At 54.5% G+C, this 17952-nt stretch carries 15 protein-coding genes; 5 read left to right on the top strand and 10 right to left on the bottom strand.

Annotated elements, in window-relative coordinates:
* Positions 1-5 precede the first annotated feature (5 nt).
* The 3 genes from cobD to cobU are packed head-to-tail and all read right to left on the bottom strand — an operon-like array spanning position 6 to position 2505.
* Positions 6-1025 (bottom strand): threonine-phosphate decarboxylase CobD, encoded by a 1020-nt coding sequence (cobD, locus tag MRBBS_RS00940; protein WP_014869530.1) that lies wholly within the window; start codon positions 1023-1025, stop codon positions 6-8.
* The gene (gene cbiB / locus MRBBS_RS00935) at positions 1025-1987 is read right to left on the bottom strand and encodes an adenosylcobinamide-phosphate synthase CbiB (RefSeq protein ID WP_014869529.1); all 963 of its coding nucleotides are present in this window, start codon (positions 1985-1987) and stop codon (positions 1025-1027) included. The genes cobD and cbiB overlap by 1 nt, the downstream gene beginning before the upstream one ends.
* Entirely contained in the window at positions 1987-2505 is a 519-nt protein-coding gene (gene cobU, locus MRBBS_RS00930) for a bifunctional adenosylcobinamide kinase/adenosylcobinamide-phosphate guanylyltransferase (protein WP_014869528.1), read from the bottom strand. The genes cbiB and cobU overlap by 1 nt, the downstream gene beginning before the upstream one ends.
* A gap of 177 nt (positions 2506-2682) precedes the next feature.
* Here cobU and cobT point away from each other — a divergent pair, with 177 nt between their 5' ends.
* Both cobT and MRBBS_RS00920 read left to right on the top strand, forming a co-directional pair.
* Complete coding sequence (gene cobT / locus MRBBS_RS00925; RefSeq protein ID WP_014869527.1) at positions 2683-3774, top strand: nicotinate-nucleotide--dimethylbenzimidazole phosphoribosyltransferase; 1092 nt, start codon at positions 2683-2685, stop codon at positions 3772-3774.
* Positions 3767-4381, top strand: coding sequence for a histidine phosphatase family protein (locus MRBBS_RS00920; protein WP_014869526.1), 615 nt, complete (start codon positions 3767-3769; stop codon positions 4379-4381). Before cobT ends, MRBBS_RS00920 begins: the two co-directional genes overlap by 8 nt.
* A gap of 43 nt (positions 4382-4424) precedes the next feature.
* Here the strand turns inward: MRBBS_RS00920 and MRBBS_RS00915 are convergent, their stop codons facing one another.
* Positions 4425-6485, bottom strand: a complete 2061-nt coding sequence (locus MRBBS_RS00915) for a bifunctional diguanylate cyclase/phosphodiesterase (protein ID WP_014869525.1) — start codon at positions 6483-6485, stop codon at positions 4425-4427.
* A 279-nt stretch (positions 6486-6764) separates the two neighbouring features.
* Here MRBBS_RS00915 and MRBBS_RS00910 point away from each other — a divergent pair, with 279 nt between their 5' ends.
* Together MRBBS_RS00910 and MRBBS_RS00905 are read left to right on the top strand one after the other, a co-directional pair.
* Positions 6765-8642, top strand: a complete 1878-nt coding sequence (locus MRBBS_RS00910; protein ID WP_041635414.1) for a putative nucleotidyltransferase substrate binding domain-containing protein — start codon at positions 6765-6767, stop codon at positions 8640-8642.
* Positions 8632-9369 carry a 3'-5' exonuclease gene (locus tag MRBBS_RS00905; protein ID WP_014869523.1) on the top strand — a complete coding sequence of 246 codons (738 nt, stop codon included), beginning with the start codon at positions 8632-8634 and terminating at the stop codon, positions 9367-9369. Before MRBBS_RS00910 ends, MRBBS_RS00905 begins: the two co-directional genes overlap by 11 nt.
* 49 nt (positions 9370-9418) lie before the next feature.
* Here MRBBS_RS00905 and msrB read toward each other — a convergent pair whose 3' ends face one another.
* The 5 genes from msrB to MRBBS_RS00880 form a co-directional block, all read right to left on the bottom strand.
* Positions 9419-10627 (bottom strand): peptide-methionine (R)-S-oxide reductase MsrB, encoded by a 1209-nt coding sequence (msrB, locus tag MRBBS_RS00900; protein ID WP_014869522.1) that lies wholly within the window; start codon positions 10625-10627, stop codon positions 9419-9421.
* 95 nt (positions 10628-10722) lie between these two features.
* Positions 10723-12207, bottom strand: coding sequence for an ATP-binding protein (locus tag MRBBS_RS00895; protein ID WP_014869521.1), 1485 nt, complete (start codon positions 12205-12207; stop codon positions 10723-10725).
* Positions 12208-12209: 2 nt separating this feature from the next.
* Positions 12210-12911 carry a response regulator transcription factor gene (locus MRBBS_RS00890; RefSeq protein WP_014869520.1) on the bottom strand — a complete coding sequence of 234 codons (702 nt, stop codon included), beginning with the start codon at positions 12909-12911 and terminating at the stop codon, positions 12210-12212.
* A gap of 200 nt (positions 12912-13111) precedes the next feature.
* A complete protein-coding gene (locus MRBBS_RS00885) occupies positions 13112-14509 on the bottom strand; it encodes a sodium-dependent transporter (RefSeq protein ID WP_014869519.1) in 1398 nt (465 codons plus the stop codon).
* 116 nt (positions 14510-14625) lie between these two features.
* Positions 14626-15501 carry a carboxylate/amino acid/amine transporter gene (locus MRBBS_RS00880; protein ID WP_041635008.1) on the bottom strand — a complete coding sequence of 292 codons (876 nt, stop codon included), beginning with the start codon at positions 15499-15501 and terminating at the stop codon, positions 14626-14628.
* 198 nt (positions 15502-15699) lie between these two features.
* Between MRBBS_RS00880 and MRBBS_RS00875 the strand changes: the two genes are divergently transcribed.
* A complete protein-coding gene (locus MRBBS_RS00875) occupies positions 15700-17106 on the top strand; it encodes an MATE family efflux transporter (RefSeq protein ID WP_014869517.1) in 1407 nt (468 codons plus the stop codon).
* On the opposite strand, the gene fghA is transcribed toward MRBBS_RS00875, so the two are convergent.
* Positions 17067-17924 (bottom strand): S-formylglutathione hydrolase, encoded by an 858-nt coding sequence (gene fghA / locus MRBBS_RS00870; protein ID WP_014869516.1) that lies wholly within the window; start codon positions 17922-17924, stop codon positions 17067-17069. The two genes, MRBBS_RS00875 and fghA, sit on opposite strands and share 40 nt — an antisense overlap.
* Positions 17925-17952 lie beyond the last annotated feature (28 nt).

The raw sequence follows: 17952 nt of genomic DNA, 5'->3' as shown, positions 1-17952 counted from the left end.
AATGATTAATCACCGACGGCGTCCGCCAATGCCTTGTCCAGGCGGCACCATTCGTTCTCGTCTGGCGCCAGACCGAAGCGCACCATACCGGGTCGTTCGAATACTCTTACCAGCACGCCTTGCGCGGCAAGACAGTCCGCCAACAAAGTTGGGGCTTCGGTGCGAACGGTATGGAACAACGCGCTTCCACCCATCGGATTCAGTCCGGCTGAATGCAATATGCCTCTTAGCCTTCGAGCGCTGTTCTGCAAGCGAGCACAGGCTTGTTGCTGCCAGTTTATATCCAGCAGTGCCTGCGCCATTACGTGGCGCGCGGGACCATTCACCGCCCATGGTCCCAGCTTTTCCGTCAGCGCACCCGCAAGATTCTTATCGGCGAGCACGAAGCCGGCGCGTATCCCGGCCAAACCAAAGAACTTCCCCAGTGAGCGCAGAACAATCAGACCCGGGCGGCCACTCTGGCAGGCCAGGCTAAAAGTGGGCGTGGGGTCCATAAACGCTTCGTCCAGCACCAGCCAACCACCGCGTTTTTGCAAACGCCGGTGCCAACGCAATAGCGTGGAAGGAGGAATAATTGCACCCGTGGGGTTGTTAGGATTGATCCATACCAGCACGTCAAGCTGATCCAACCAACGATCATCGCAACCCGAGGCACCGCCTTTGGTCTGCACAGGCTCAATGGGAACAATCTTGTGGCCAGCAGAGCGCCAATGGTGCCCATGCTCGCGATAGCCAGGTACCGGTATGCCTACACGACAGGGTTTGCGTAAGCTGGGCAGCGCCATAATGGCCGCTTGACTGCCGGCAACAGGCACACAGCCAGAAGCCAAGGGCGCGCCCGACCAATGACGAATAATCTCTGCCAGGCCATCGTCTTGTTCTGGCAGGCGCTGCCACACGTCCGCCGGCAACTCCGGCACCGGCCACCCCGATGGGTTGATACCGGTCGATAAATCCAGCCACTGTTCGCGGGGAATACCCCAGCGCTTTACCGCGTCATTCAGCCGCCCGCCGTGCTGTAGCATCACAATCCCGCCACCACGGCAACAAGGCCGCTTATGGCGAATATAACCGCCAACCAAAGCCAGGTGCCGTGGCGTACCAGTGCAATAGCCGCCTGAACAGTGTCGGCACTGGCCGGGTTAGTACCGCCCAGGTGCGGGCGCTGCTTTACGCCTTGCGGATAAGGCGACGGGCCACCGAGTTGAACATTCAGTGCACCCGCGCCTGCCGCCATCACCGGGCCAGCGTTGGGGCTGTCCCATTGGGACGCCTGCTGTCGCCAGCAGCGCCACGCAAGCTTACGATTACCTAGCAGCGTGTACGTTAGCGCCGTAAGCCGCGCAGGCAGCCAGCCCATGACGTCGTCCAGCCGTGCGGCCGCACGACCAAAATATAAAAACTGCGGGTTGCGATAACCCCACATGGCGTCCAACGTATTCACAACACGATGCACAATCACACCAGGAATACCGCCCACTAAAAACCAGAACAGGCTGGCAAACACCGCATCCGCGCCATTTTCCAGCATAGACTCGGTGGCCGCAGCTGCCACGCCCTGCTGATCCAGCGCGCTGGCCTGGCGGCTGACAATGCGGCTAACCTGTTCCCTTGCCAAATTCAGCTCGCCTCTTTGCAGCGGCTGCGCCACCGCCAGACCATGCTCTGCCAAGCCCCTGAGAGAAAGCGCAAAGTACAATGCAGTAGCCTGGGCCAGCAGCAACCAAAAGCCGCTGAGCACAGCAGACAACCAGATTGTTAAAAGCAACAGGGGCAACACCAGTGAACACAGGGCTAAAGTACCCAGGATAAGGCTACGCCAGGCCTTTTGTGGTGCGCTGTTAAGCAGCCGTTCCAAAGCACTGGCCAGAGCGCCAAAACCCGCCAGTGGGTGCAGTCGGCGGGGTTCACCCAATAATCGGTCCAGAGTGAGGCCCAGCAGGCAAACCAGTAAAGGCGCAAAAAAGGGAGAAAGAAAAGCGGCCATTATGACTTCAAAGTCACCGCCAAACCGGCGACGCTCATAACCACAGTGTCGCAACGCTCGGCCAGGGCCTGATTCAACCAGCCCAGTTCGTCGCCAAAGCGTCGGGTAAGGGGGTCCATGCCAATAATACCCAGCCCCACTTCGTTGCTGACAATAATCAGCTTGCCCGGGTACTGGGCCAGCTGAGTTAAAAACTGTTCCCGCTCCCACGCAAAAACCGTCTCGCCGGCGTGCAGCAGATTACTCACCCACAGGCTCATGCAATCCACCAGCATGCACGGCGCTTTTTGGCCGGCGCTGGCATAGAGGGCAAGCACCGAGGCAAGGGCTAATGGCTCTTCACTTAAGCCCCAGTTAACAGGACGTTGCCGTTGATGGCGATCAATGCGCCTGCGCATTTCGTCGTCACCGGCGGTTGCGGTGGCGAGGTACACCACCTCGCCGTCAGTGTTGCAGGCAAGGCGTTCTGCCAACGCGGTTTTACCGGAGCGAACGCCACCAATAACCAGAGTGTGCATGTTGGTTTCAGTCCTCGGGGTGGAAAAGTAGGTGGTAGCCGGCAAACTGGTGGGCCTTGAACTCTACCGGATCTGGACGACTCAGAGTATCATCCAACTTTTGCTGCCTCGACATCGATTTTTATATTATTGGCCATTTCCGTGGCGCTACGCGTTTGCAGTTTACAGGTATTTATCATGTTATTTCCCGTCAGTTGGACCAACCCCCCCGCGCTTCCTTCCTCCCATTTTCTGGAACTTGCCATACAGCGCCAGAACACGCTGACCAAGCCCGCGGGATCATTGGGCCAGCTTGAGGCCATTGCGACGCAGCTGGCCAGCATGCAAGGCTCCGAGCTGCCAACAGCCGACAAGATTCACATCAGCATATTTGCCGGCGACCATGGCGTCTGCGCGGAAGCCATTTCTGCCTACCCGCAAGCTGTCACCGCTCAGATGATTGCTAATTTCGCCAACGGCGGCGCCGCCATCAGTGTGCTGGCAAAACTCTTAGGTGCAACGCTGGAAGTGATCAACCTGGGTACTGTTACCGACACGCCGGATCTGCCGAGTGTCATTAACGCTCGCATTGCGCCCAGCACCCGTAACTTTGTAGAAATAGACGCAATGACCAGCCAGCAGGTCACCAAGGCCATACACTTTGGCGATGAGGCCGCCCAACGCGCGGCTCGCGCTGGTTGCCACTTGTTTATTGGCGGCGAAATGGGCATTGGCAACACCACGTCTGCGGCCGCTATCGCCTGTGCGCTGCTGAACAAAAACCCGATACGCCTGGCCGGGCCGGGTACAGGCCTGGACAGTGCCGGGGTGCGGCACAAAGCCGAAGTGATTATTCGGGCGCTGCAACGCCACAACGATGACCAAACCCCCATGGCGGTACTCAAAGCCTTTGGCGGCTTCGAAATTGCCGCTCTGGCCGGCGCCATTGCGGGCTGTGCTGCCCGGGGCATACCGGTATTGATAGACGGCTTTATTGTGTCGGTCGCCGCGCTGATCGCGGTGAGTGAACAGCCGAATATTCGCGCCTGGTTGTTGTTTTCCCATCGCTCGGCCGAGCCAGGCCACCAGGCTATTCTGGATGCATTGAAGGCCACACCGCTTTTGGACATGGGCATGCGGCTGGGCGAGGGCAGCGGCGCGGCGGTGGCAGTTCCGTTGATACGTGCAGCCTGCGCTTTGCACAATAATATGGCCAGTTTTGACGCCGCGGGCGTAAATGTCGGCCAGAATGATGCACCTCAATCCGGAGCGAACAGCCGCAATGACTGACACCACAACCATTTTTGATGTGATCCGCCATGGCGAACCGGAAGGCGGGCCCATGTATCGAGGCAGTAAAGACGATCCTCTTAGCACCGCCGGGTGGCAGCAAATGCGCGATGCCATTACCAGCGCAGATCATTGGGACGTTATTGTGAGCTCACCCATGCTGCGCTGCGTTCATTTTGCGCGGGAACTGGCGGAACGCTATCAAATCCCCCTGTACCTTGATGACGACCTGCGGGAAATCAGCTTCGGCGATTGGGAAGGCCGCACGGCTGACGAAGTCATGGCCAGCGATGGCGAACGCCTGAGCCAGTTCTGGGCCAATCCGGTTGCCAACACTCCCCCCTCAGGCGAACCGGTCAGCGACTTTCAGACCCGGGTAATTGCGCGTTGGTATCACTGGCAGGAACAGCTTGCGGGCAAGCGGGTATTGATCGTTTGCCACGGAGGGATTGTGCGGATGATAGCAGCCGATGTGCTGCGCATACCGCTGGAACATGCATTTTCCGGCATAAGCACACCCTACGCCTGCCGCAGCCGCATTCAGGTAAATACCTCCAGCTACGGACGCTTTCAAAGCCTGATCGGACACGGCCTGGTCAGCGACTGACAGCTGGACTGCAAACCGCTGGTGGGTCTCATCGGCTTAGATGTTAAGAGCGATTCTCAGTGTACTGAAAATTAATCAGTTCTTTAGCCAGTATCGGTTTGCTAAAATAGTAGCCCTGAGCCAGGTCACACCCTAATTCGTCCAGTAAAGTAAGTTGTTCCTGTATTTCCACGCCCTCGGCAACAACCAGCAAGCCCAAGCTATGCGCCATCGCTATGGTTGCTTTTACCAGGTCAAAATCTGATTTTTTTAGCGTTATACCACTTACAAAGCTTCGATCTATCTTTAACACATCGAATGAATATTTCCGCAAGTAACTTAATGAAGAATACCCTGTCCCAAAGTCGTCCATTGACAATTTTACGCCCAGCTTATGGAGCTCGTGTAAGGCAGCATCAATATAGGATTTACCAATCATTAAAACGCCCTCGGTAATTTCAAACTCTAAATTATCGGGCTTGATATTCGCATCACCAAGAGATTTTTGAATAAAATCCATCAATTCTTTATCCCTGAATTGGCGAGGGGATAAATTTACCGCCATTGTATAATGTCGTTGATGGGCATTCTGCCACTCACTCAAAAAATTGAGGGCTTGTTCAATAACGTATTTTCCAATAGAGTCAATTAAACCCGTGTGTTCGGCAATTGGAATAAACTCGTCTGGAGCAACGTTGCCCAGAACCGGATTTTTCCAACGAATTAGAGCTTCTGCGCCAACAACATTTCTATATTTTATATCCATTTTAGGCTGATAATATACTTCAAATTCACCCCGTTCTAACGCACTGCTCAGTTGCTCTTCGATTTCAAAGCGACGTAACATAATATCGTTCATTTCTTTCGTAAAAAATGAATAGGAATTACGCCCTGATGCTTTCGCTTGATACATTGCCGTGTCGGCATTGCGTAATAAATCAGAGGCAAAATCACCATTTTCAGGATAAATAGCAATACCAATACTCAAGGTCAGGATTAACTCTCTACCGTCAATCTGCAAAGGCTCTCTGAAAATTCTAAGCAGATTTTCTGCAATATCAATCACATTGCGAACATCTGTTAACGGCCGCACCAAAATAATAAACTCATCGCCACCTAAACGGCCTACTGTATCTGCTTTTCGTACTGCCATTTTTAACCTGTTGGCGGCCTCCACGAGTAGTTTATCTCCTACCTCGTGGCCTAAGGAGTCATTCACTCTTTTAAAATCGTCTAAATCTAAAAAGAGTATGGCGACCTTCTCAGAATTTCGCTTTGCTTCTTCAAGCATTTGTGACAAACGGTCAAGAGACAAGAAACGGTTGGGCAATAAAGTTAGACTGTCAAAATAAGCATGTTGCCGTATTACTTCGGCGGACTTATATTTTTCCGTGATGTCTCGAGCGACAACCAAAACCTTTTTATCCGCTTGTAAGTAACTAATTCTTGCCTCAAAGTAAGTTGGGCCATGAGGCATATCTAACTCATACTCAAAACTTGATACACCACCTTGTTCTACGACTTTGGAAATATGAGATCTAAATTTACTAGAGACTTTGTCAGGCAAAAAGACAGACATAGGTTTACCAATAAATTTTTCTGGCGCAACATAGAGATTATTTTCATCACTGGCATGATAATCAATGATCGTCCCATCTTCTTTCATTAAGAAAAATAAATCAGGGATCGCTTTAAACACAGCTTGCAGCATATCTTCTTTAAGGATTACCTGGGCCTGAGCTTGCCTAACCTCAGCCAAATCAATATCAATGCAATACATTTCTTTTTTATTATTTTCATCAGCAAATAAAACATGACTTGAAAAGACACTGACATCTTCACCGTTTTTATTGCACAAAGTCATTTCTGACGCAGGGATTTCAATACCTTGACCGATCCAATTTTCATGCGCGGCAACAACAAGATCACGCATATGCTCAGGAATAATTAACTCTTCCAGTTTTCTGCCTAAAGCTTCTTTTCTGGTGTAGCCATAGATTAATTCGCTACCTACATTCCAGTAAACAACTTGCCGGTCTTCATCGTATCCTTGAACAGAAATCGCCTTCACCGCATCAAATAACTGACGGATAGCATCCCTTGTAGCTGCTTGATGAAGTAGCATATTTGTAATTTGGTTGCCTCTAAGTTAGACGACACAAACCGTTATCTACCTTTAGTCTAGACCCTAACAATAAATGTTGGTACCAAGACCCTCCAGAAAATGCCGGGCCTGAGAAGTGTGACTCCATTGGGCAAGCGATCCGGCTTTAAACCGGCGAAGGACAGCGATTTTATGGCTGCATCCAGCACCGCCAGCCATTTTGGCGCTATCACCCACGATCAAACAGTGCTTTCTGCTATAGTTTTGGCCAAGCACTATTCAATCCACTTTGGGGGCTGCATGCAGGCTGAACTGATCGACATTCGTAACCATCTTCTACAGCATTCGCCGTTTAACGAGATGCCAGAGGAGTTGGTCAACCGTGTGACCGAAACCATCGAGATCGTTTATGCCCGTGCCGGCACCGAGCTTTTGCGCATAAATGATCCCAGCAAGGCCCTGTATTACGTGCGCAGCGGCGCAGTAGAGATTTTTCGACGCTCGGGCGAGCTGTATAACCGGATTGGTGAGGGTGACATCTTTGGCCAATTTGGCCTGATGATGAACAAACACGTGCGTTTTCCGGCAACCGTGCTTGAGGACAGCCTGATTTACCGTATTCCGGCAGAAACCTTCCATTATCTGTTCGAACAGGACGAGGGTTTTGCGGACTACGTGGAAATTGAAGACCGAAGCCGTTTGCGCTCCGCGGTATCGCGGCGTGAAAAATCCAACCAGCTGATGACCTCACGGGTAAGCCGGCTAATTTCACGCAAAACCGTGTCTGCACCTTATACGGTTCGGCTGCAGGAAGCGGCTAGAATCATGACCGAAAACAGCGTGTCAGCGCTACTTCTGATGGAAGGGGAAGGTGACCAGGCGCGACTGAAAGGCATTATCACCGATCGCGACCTGCGCATCCGCGCGTTGACTGAAGCACTGCCGTCAGAAACACCAATTAGCGACATTATGACCGAAGGGCTGATCACCATACCGGCCAGCCACTATATTTTCGAAGCCATGCTGACTATGTTGCACAATAACGTGCACCATTTGCCGGTAATGGACGATCACGAAGTGCGCGGAGTGATTGCGCTGTCTGACATCGTGAAATATGAAAGCCAGAGCAGCCTGTATCTGGTCAGCAATATTTACCACCAAACCAGCGTAAAAGGCCTGAAGAAAATCAGCCTGGAAGTGCGCGACAGCTTCGTACGCATGGTGAATGAAGACGCCAACTCGCACATGATTGGCAGTGCCCTGGCGGGGATTGGCCGTAGTTTCACCCAACGGCTGCTAGAACTGGGCGAGGAGAAGCTGGGACCACCGCCTGTGCCCTACTGCTTTATGGCCCTGGGCTCTATGGCGCGGGATGAACAGCTAGTGGTGACCGATCAAGACAACGCCATGATTCTGGACGACAGCTTTGTCGCAGAGGAACACGACGTCTATTTTCTGAAATTGGCGAAGTTTGTCAGCGACGGCCTGGCTGAGTGCAACTACACCTACTGCACAGGTGACATCATGGCGACCAATGAGCGCTGGCGCCAGCCACTGAGGGCCTGGAAAGCCTACTTCAGCGACTGGATCGATAACCCCCAGGCCAGGGCCCTGCTTAATAGCAATATCTTTTTCGATCTTGACGGTATTTACGGGGAAACCGATTTTGCCGAACAGCTAAAAACTCTGGTGGCGCAAAAGGCTTCAAACAGCCAGCGTTTTTTGGCAATGATGGCGCGCAATGCTCTGAATCGCACGCCACCTTTGGGCTTCTTCCGTAATTTCGTGATGGAAGAAGACGGCAAGCACGGCAAGACCTTCAATCTGAAACGCCGTGGCACGGCGCCACTGTCAGACCTTATTCGCATACACGCTTTGGCTTGTGGCTCCAAGGCTCAGAATTCGTTCGAGCGCCTGGACGCAATCGGCAAAACCCGTCTAATTCTGGACGATGGCATTGGTAACCTACGAGATGCTCTGGAGTTTATCGCCATTGTGCGTATTCGCCATCAGGCGCTGGCCATTGAAGCCGGGCGCGAGCCCGACAACAACGTGCGCCCGCAGGATCTTTCGCCTTTCGAGCGGAACCATCTGAAAGACGCCTTTCAGGTGCTCAGCGACGCCCAGAAATTTCTGAAATATCGCTATAACGCCCAGATTGCACGCAATGCCACTTGAATACATGGATACACCACCATCCCAGCCCTTTGCCAATGTGCCTTGGCCTGACCGCTATCAGACCCTGACAGAGGCCACTAGCTACCCCCTATTGAAGGCTTTTTACCAGGCCGGCTGCTGCGACGCGAATACGCCTTTGTCACAGGTGCCGATGGTGGCGATAGACTTTGAAACCACCGGTCTGAGCGCCACAGAACATTCCATCATCAGCGTTGGCCTGGTGCCGTTTACTCTGGAGGGTATTCAGCTCAGCGCCGCCCGCCACTGGCTGGTGAAGCCCAAGCTTGCCTTGCACCAAACGTCGGTGACGATTCACGGTATTACCCACGCTGATCTGGAACAGGCGCCAGATCTGGTCGACATTTTGCCGGAACTACTGGGATGCCTGGCGGGGCGCCTGCCGGTGGTTCATTACCGCGATATCGAACGGCCGTTTCTGGATGTGGCTTTGCTTCACCGGTTGCAGGAGGGGATTCAGTTTCCGCTGCTGGATACTATGGCCATAGAAGCCCACCTGCACCCAAACCGCCGGCCCAACTTTTGGCAAACCTGGCGGGGCAAAAAACCGCTTTCTATTCGCCTGTCAGACAGCCGTTTACGTTATGGGTTGCCCCACTATGCCGCGCACAATGCATTGATGGACGCCATTGCCACCGCAGAATTGCTACAAGCACAAATCGCCCACCATTTTGGTGCGCAAACACCGGTGAGCGATCTGTGGCTTTAAGTTCACGTTTTAAAAGGTCAGGCTTGACTGTGACGTCAGGCTGAAAGCCTCAGTTAACGGGTTCTACCGCGTCCATAAAATTGCCGTAGCCAGCGTCGGCCATCAGCGCCAGCGGAATAAAACGCATAGACGCTGAGTTCATGCAGTAACGCTTACCGGTGGGCGCCGGGCCGTCATCAAACACGTGCCCTAAGTGGGAATCTGCATAACGGCTGCGGATTTCAACGCGAGTCATAAAGAAAGCGCGATCTTCATGCTCCTTCACCATGTCCGGGGCCAGCGGGCGGGTAAAGCTGGGCCAGCCGGTACCAGACTTGTACTGGTCACGGGAAGAAAACAGCGGCTCGCCAGATACCACGTCTACATAAAGCCCGGACTCTTTGTTATCCCAGTAGGCGTTGTTAAACGGGCGCTCGGTGCCGTCTTCCTGAGTCACGTTGTACTGAACGCTGCTAAGCAACTTTTTCAGCTCGTCCTGCTGCGGCTTTACAAAGGCAGCAGGGTTGAACCCTGCGCTCGAGCCAGGTGCTTGTTCCGCGCTCGGCTCTACGCCCGCGTTGCTGCTATTGCTACTGACAGCCGGTTTGAACTGGCTAAAGTCCAGCTCGTAGTCTTTGCCATACACGCTTTCAATAAACTGGTAGCGGCCAGAATTGAAGGTGTAGAGGTTATAGCGCACTGGATTCTTTTTGTAGTAATCCTGGTGATAGTCTTCCGCCGGGTAAAAAGCGCCCGCCGGAACTATCTCGATCACCACCGGTTTGTCGTACACGCCGGATTCCTGCAAGGCTTTTTTGGCTGCTTCAGCTTTCTGCTTTTCTTCCTGGTTGTGGTAGAAAATGGCCGGGCGATAATGGGTACCACGGTCTACAAACTGGCCCTGATCGTCGGTTGGGTCCATCATCCGCCACAAGCCCTGCAACAGCCCTTCATAGGTAATCTGCTGCGGGTCGTAATACACCTGCACGGCTTCGGTATGACCGGTACCGCCAGAAGACACCGAGCGATAAGTCGGGTTTGTGGTTTCACCACCAGTGTAGCCAGAGACGGCCTCTACTACGCCAGGGATTTTCTCGTAACCCGCTTCCACGCACCAGAAACAGCCACCGGCCACAGTCGCCACGGCCAGGTTCGAGTCGGTGGGCGCATAGGGGTTGCCTAAGACGGTGTTCTTTTGAGCGGAGGCAAAGGCTGCGTAAAACGCGCCGCTGGCCGCTATGACCACCGCAACAAGCACAGCTTGTAATTTGCGATTCATAAAAAAGCTCCTAGAAAGTGGTGTTCGATGATTATCCTAACCCTGAGGCATCACCAAAACGTTCCTATATTGTTACGAATTTATAACGGCATGGATTATTTTTCGTCGGCCAAAGGCAACCAGAATAAAAATTCTGCGCCGCCAGCAGAGCGATTTTTCACCGTAATGCGGCCCTGATGCAGTTCTGCCATGCGCCGGGCTATGGCTAGCCCAAGCCCGGCGTGGCCGCTGCGGTTAGCACCGGGGGCCTGATAGAACGGAGTAAAAATGTGTGCCAGGGCCTGTTTATTAATTCCCGGGCCAGAGTCGGCCACGTGAATACTCACACCGTTTGCGTCTGCCGCTACGCTCACCCGCACTTTAGTGCCCGCCGGTGAGTGGCTAATAGCGTTGCTGATCAGGTTATCCAGCACCCGTTCGGTCATCGCGATATCAGCGTTCACAATGGCTGGCTCGATCGCGCCTATGCTCAGGCTGACGTCGTTTTGCACGGCACCAGGCGTATGCTTTTGCAGCACATCGTGCACCAGTTCGGCGACGATAAAGCGCTCCAGATTGGGCTGTTTTTCGCGAGCGTCCAGGGCGGCTAGCTCGAACAGCTCGTCAACCAACTGGCCAAGGCGGCGGGTTTCCCCCAGGGCAATCGCCAGGAAACGGCGGCGCTGATCCAAGTCCAAGGAGTCTTGCTTGAGGCTTAGGGTTTCAAGATAGCCCTGCACAGCGGCCAAAGGCGTGCGCAAATCGTGTGATACCTGGGCTACAAGCTGGCGGCGCTGATGGTCTTTATCTTTCAACAGCTCAAGCTGACCGGCAATACGCTGTGCCATGGCGTCAAAGCGCAAGCTCAGGTAGTCCAGATCGTCACCCCGCTCGCCGGGCACCTGCGGCGGCTGCGGTTCTGAATCCCTATCTGTTTTTGCTTCAAAGCCTTCTACCCGGGCAGTCAGCCGGGTCAACCGCCGGGTCAGCAGGCGGAAAAACACCAGCCCTGCCAGCAGGCCAACCGCCAGGCTCAAGGTCAGGGCGCCCGCAGCCATTTTTAGCAAGCGGTTGCCGTGCACCATGCTTTCGGCAAAATCGTACTGCTGGCCCCGCAGCACCACATAGAGATAACCGCTGGGGTTGTCGGCACTGGGCACTGGCGTCACCGAGAACACTTTGCGGCGATCGTGGCTGCGGGGGTCATCGCCGGGCAATGGGTACATGTCAGGGTTGGTCAGCAATGTCTGAATCGGCTGCAAGGACACCTGATTACGTTTGATCTTGTCGGGATTGGCAGAAAACGAAACAATCCGGCCCTGCAAATCCAGCAGGTAGATTTCAATGCTGGGATTGATGCTCATGTACAAATCAAACAGGCGCTCCAGCTCGCGATAGTCAATTCGGTCACCGGTCACCAGATTACGGTCAGCGACTAAACGACTGGCCAAATCACGGTTGAGCTGGTGGTTTACCGCGGCACTGTATTCACGAACTGAGTAAAAACTCAGGGCGCTGAACAAGGTGCCAATCACCAGCAGCAGCAGAAACAGACCCAGGGCCAGACGGGCATAGAGTGTTCGCAACAGAGGTAGAGCCATAGTCAGTCCTGGAATCTGTAACCAACACCCCACACCGTTTGCACGTAGCGCGGTTCGGCGGGATCGGTTTCGATTTTGTTACGCAAACGGTTAATGTGGGTATTCACCGTATGCTCGTAACCCTGATGATTGTAGCCCCACACAGCATCCAATAGCTGAGCGCGGCTGAACACCCGGCCGCGATGGCTGGCGAAATGCCACAACAAATCAAACTCACGGGCGGTCAGCTCTACCTCTGCATTGTTGACAAACACTCGCCGCCGCAGCGGATCTATGCGCAGGCCGTCTACTGCAATTTCACGGTTCTCTGAGGCAGCTGTGGCGCGGGCTGACAAGGCGTCCACTCGGCGAAACAAGGCTTTTATGCGGGCCCCCAGCTCGGCCACGCTGAAAGGCTTGGTCAGGTAATCGTCGGCGCCCATTTCCAGCCCCAACACCCTGTCCAACTCGGTGCTTTTAGCGGTCAGCATCAGCACAGGCACGTAATCTGACGCGGTGCGGATTTCACGGCACACCGCCAGGCCATCAAGGCCCGGCAGCATCAGGTCCAGAACCACCAGATCGATACCGCCCTGGCGAAAACGCGCCAGGCCGTCGTCGCCACGATTGGCCAGCACCGGCGTCATGCCCAGGTCACTCACCTGCATACTCACCAATTCGGCGATGGCAGGGTTGTCTTCAATAATCAGTACGCTGCGTGTCATGGTGCTATGGCTCGTTTGTCTGGGCTGCAAGACTAAGGAGTGGCGATTTTTCAGTCTAACCCGAAAACGTCACAAACTCGTCACGCAGGTAGGCCACCAATAGAAAGCTAATGTTTGGCGGTTTCCAAGAAGACTAATTCCGGCGCATAAAAAAGCCCGCAAAGCATCGCTGCCTTCCGGGCTTTTCACTTTTCCGCTATTTACCCTAACAGGTTATAAACAAACACAATGACAACCGCGACGGGCGTTACATAACGCAGCAGATTCAGCCACAACTCAAACGTGGCTCCGTGCAAATTCAAGTCTGCTTTCAGCGACTCTTTCGCCACAAACCAGCCTACAAAGATGGCGGTTAACAAACCAGACAGCGGCAGCAGGAAGTTGGCGGTGAAGTAATCAAGCAAGTCGAAAATGGTTTTGCCTTCAAACGCTGCGAACATACCCAACGGGGTCACATCTGACCATACGTTCAGCGACAGAATCGAGGCAATACCCAACAGCCAGCACAGCATGCCCACCAAAATGGCACTGCCAGTGCGGCTCATATTGGTATTTTCTTCCGCCCATTCCACCACCGGCTCCAGCAGCGAGATACCTGAGGTCCAGGCAGCAAACAGCAGCAACACAAAAAACAGTGTGCCAAACAGGCCGCCCATCGGCATATTGCCGAACGCCAGCGGCAAAGTCTGGAAAATCAGTCCGGGGCCGGCGCTGGGTTCCAAGCCGTTAGCAAAGACCACCGGAAAGATGGCAAGTCCCGCCAGCAGGGCGACCGCGGTGTCCATCAGCGCTACGAAAACCATCGTGCGGCCCACTGGAACATCGTTACCGAGGTAGGAACCGTAGGCCATCATAATGGCCATACCAAGACTGAGGGTAAAGAACGCGTGGCCCAAAGCAATCAGCACGCCTTCAATGGTCAGCTTGGAAAAGTCTGGCGTAAACAGAAAACTGACGGCTTCGCCGAAATGGCCGGTCGTCGTCGCATAACCCACCGCAACCAGCAACAGCAGAAACAGTGCCGGCATCAAAATGGTCACGGCGCGCTCCAGGCCACCCTTTAAGCCCTGCGACACCACCAGTATCACCAACGCCATAAACACAGTGTGCCAAGCCAGCAACTGCACAGGGCTGGCCAACAGGCCGCCGAACAGATCACCAATGGATTCCGCCGTGCCGCCGGTGAAGTCGCCCATGGCCGCATGGCCAACATAAGACGCCGCCCAGCCACCTATCACCGAATAGAACGACAGAATGGCAAAAGCCGCGATCATGCCGATCACCGCTGAAATGCGCCAGACTGGCGATTTCAGATTGCGCTCAGCGACCAGGCGCATGCTGGTTATGGGATTGTGACGGCCGTTGCGGCCAATGAACACCTCCGCCATCATGATGGGCACACCAATAACAGCGATACACAATAAGTACACCAGTACAAAGGCACCGCCGCCGTTCTCTCCGGTTACATAAGGGAATTTCCAAATGTTGCCAAGGCCAACGGCAGAACCGGTTGCTGCCAGAATAAAGGCGAAGCGGGAAGACCAGAGACCACGGGACAAACCTGCGTTACTGCCCGAGGTCGTTTTCGACTGAGTCATGTTCTTGTCCTGTGCTTTGGGCTAAGGAATGCGCTTAAAAAGGATCGCCCTGGGTCAGGCCAGGGCTCTTGGGACGGGATTTTGCCAGCACTGGCCAGCTGATGCCAACCAATCACTCAAATTATGCCTCTAGCCCCGCTCCAGCGAGCCCGTAGCCACGAGTTCAGCCACAAAGACGCCAGAATGATAGCGCCGCCTACAGCCAGGCGAAGAATATCCGCATCGCGGTTCCAAATCAGCAGATTCACTAGTAAACCAGCAGGCACCAGAGCATTATTCATCACCGCCAGAGTGCCGGCGTCGACGTAGCAGGCGCCACGGTTCCACAGAAACAGACCCAGGCCCGATGCCGCCAGCCCGAGCCAGACCAGAATGCCCCACTGCGTGGGCGTGGCGGGCAGCTTGTCCGCGTTGCCAAAAATCAGAAACGATGGCAGCGCCACAATTAAAGCGCCAAAGAAAAAATAACCAAAGGTGCGCCAGGGTGGGATGGGCAAAGGGTAGCGTGCCATTACGTGTTTGTAACCCACTTGGCCCGCGGCAAAGGTGATATTGGCCACCTGCAGCAATAAAAAGCCGGTGATAAAGTCTTCACTCAGGCCATCATAACGAATAACGCCAGCGCCCAAGGTAGCCAGTGCGGCCGCCACCAGCCCCGCCGGGGAAAAGCGTCGGTTCAGGGCGTCGTCCGCCAGGGTCACATACAGAGGAGTGAAGATGGTAAACAACAGCACCTCTGGTACCGACAGATAGCTAAAAGCTTGATACAGGCACACGTAGGTAATGCCGAACTGCAGCATACCGCTGACCAGAATGCCTTTTTTCAGCCCAGCGGGCACACCGCGCCAGCGGGTAAGCGGTAAAAATACCAGTGCCGCCAGAAACACCCGGGTAAGAACTGCGAAGTAGCTGTCTACCCTGCCCGCCAGAAACTCGCCGATCAAACTGAACGAAAATGCCCAGAGAACAGTAACAAATACCAGAAAGCCCATGCCCGTTACGCCTGCAAAAATGATGGACAAGCATGTTACCCACTTTTGCGATCGATTACAGGAGGCAAAAAAAACCTATGCGGATAATGCGCAATGCCCCTGAGCACCCAGATCCGGTAACATCCGCTCCCCGATAGACGGCCCCTGACTGGTCATTCAGAGCCGCCACCGAATTCGACCGTATTTCGGACAACTGTTATGGATGAACTGCACCAGCCACTGCCCGCTGTCCGCCAGCCTCTCGCTACGCGGGTACTGCTGGAATGGAAAACCTTGGCGGTACTTGGCGGGCCGATTCTGGTCGCGCAGGTTGCACAGATGGCAAACGGCGTGATTGACACCGTCATGGCCGGCCACGCCAGCGCCCAGGATCTGGCCGCCGTGGGTATCGGTTCCAGCTTGTGGATGCCATTGTTCCTGTTTTTTTGGGGCGTTCTAAGCGCCCAGCAGCCGATCATTTCCGGCTATAAAGGCGCCAACAAACTTCGGCGAATTATGCCAACGGTCTGGCAAGGGCTTTATATTGCCGCCGCTGCGTCGGTGATCATGATTGTTTTGCTCACAAATGTGCACCCGGTGCTGACCCGGCTGAAACTGGAACCCGCCACCGCCGGCATTGCCCAAGGCTACCTGGACGCCTTCGCCTGGGGTATTCCCGCGCTGCTGTTAATGACCTCTCTGCGCGGGCTGACGGATGGCTTGGGCCATACTCGGGTGATTATGGTGTTTTCACTGATCAGCACCCTGTTCAACCTGCCACTGAATTATCTGTTTATCTATGGCGGTTTGGGTATTCCCGCTATGGGGGGTGTCGGCTGCGGTTGGGCCACGTCACTGTCTAACGGTATCGCGGCGATCGGGCTGCTGATTTACCTGAATCGCAGCCGGGTCTATCAGAACTTCCGTCTGCTGGCCTATGTCGCCCGCCCCAATCCGCGGGTGCTGCACTTCGTGCTGAGGCTGGGTTTGCCCATTGGTTTTACTATCTTTGTTGAAGCCAGCCTGTTTTCAGTGATCGCACTGTTTCTGGCACCGTTAGGGCCAGTGGTGGTGGCCGGGCACCAGATTGCGTTAAACGTGGTGTCTTTGTTGTTTATGCTGCCGCTGAGCATGGGCATGGCCATCACCTTGCGAGTGAGTTTTCTGGTAGGCGCGGGCTCACCCGAGTCTGCGCGCCTGCTGTCACGCAGTTCGCTTATCTTGGCCGCCTTTATTTCGCTGCTGTTTGCGATTGTGCTGTTTGTATTCCGCGCGCCCATTGCCGCGCTTTATTCAAGCGATCCCGAAGTTCAGGCGGTCAGCGTTACCCTGTTGATGTACGCCGCGTTCTTTCAGGTGGCGGATGTTATTCAGGTTACCTGCATCAGTGGCCTGCGAGGCTATAAAGACACACGCATTCCGATGATCATCATACTGTTTTCATTCTGGGTGGTGGGTATGCCGCTGGGCTATGCGCTGGCGTTTACCAGCGTTCTGGTGCCAGCAATGGGCGCCGCGGGCTTCTGGCTAGGTCTCACCGGCGGGCTGATCTCCGCCAGTATACTAATGGGCTGGCGCCTGTTCGGCTACAACTGGGGCTGGGCCAAGCCCAAGGCTTCGGCGTGATGGTGCAGGTGGTCGTCAATAAAAGATGCAATAAAGAAATAGCTGTGGTCATAGCCGGACTGCATCCGCAGGGTTACCGGATGGTTAACGCTGTGGCAAGCCCGCACCAGCGCCTGTGGGTTAAGCTGCTCTGCCAGAAAGTGGTCCGCAGTGCCTTGGTCAATCAGTAATGGCAAGCGTTCCTGGGCCTCCGCGATAAGCAGGGTGGCGTCCCACTGGTTCCACTGCTCTTGGTTACCACCAAGATAACCCGCAAAGGCTTTCTGACCCCAGGGGCACTCCACCGGGTGGGCAACGGGTGCAAACGCTGATACCGACCGATAAAGCCCCGGGTTTTTAAGCGCGCATATCAACGCTCCGTGACCCCCCATGGAATGGCCGCTGATGGATTTTTCAGCGCTAACGGGCAACTCGCTTTCTACCAGTTGGGGCAGTTCCTTCACTACGTAATCGTACATCCGGTAGTGGGGTGCCCAAGGCTGCTCTGTGGCATTCACATAAAAGCCTGCACCGCTGCCAAAATCGTAGCTGTCGTCTTCCCCCGGCAAATTGACGCCCCGCGGGCTGGTATCCGGGCACACAATCGCCAAGCCAAGCTCAGCGGCCAGTTTCTGTGCACCGGCTTTTTGCATGAAATTTTCATCATTACACGTCAGGCCTGACAGCCAGTACAACACGGGCACCTTACGGCCCGGCTCTGCCAGCGACTGCGGCGGCAGGAATATAGAAAACTCCATCTGGCATTCCAGCGTCGCGGCGGTGTGGCGGTAACGGCGGTGCTCGCCGCCAAAGCTGGCATTGGTTAAAAGCAGTTCCATGGTGTCCTCTGTGTCAAAGTATTTATAA

The sequence above is a fragment of the Marinobacter sp. BSs20148 genome, from assembly GCF_000283275.1.
Classification (GTDB): domain Bacteria; phylum Pseudomonadota; class Gammaproteobacteria; order Pseudomonadales; family Oleiphilaceae; genus Marinobacter; species Marinobacter psychrophilus.
The sequence above is the reverse complement of the archived record's forward strand: the minus strand, read 5'-3'. Positions and strand labels throughout refer to the sequence as shown.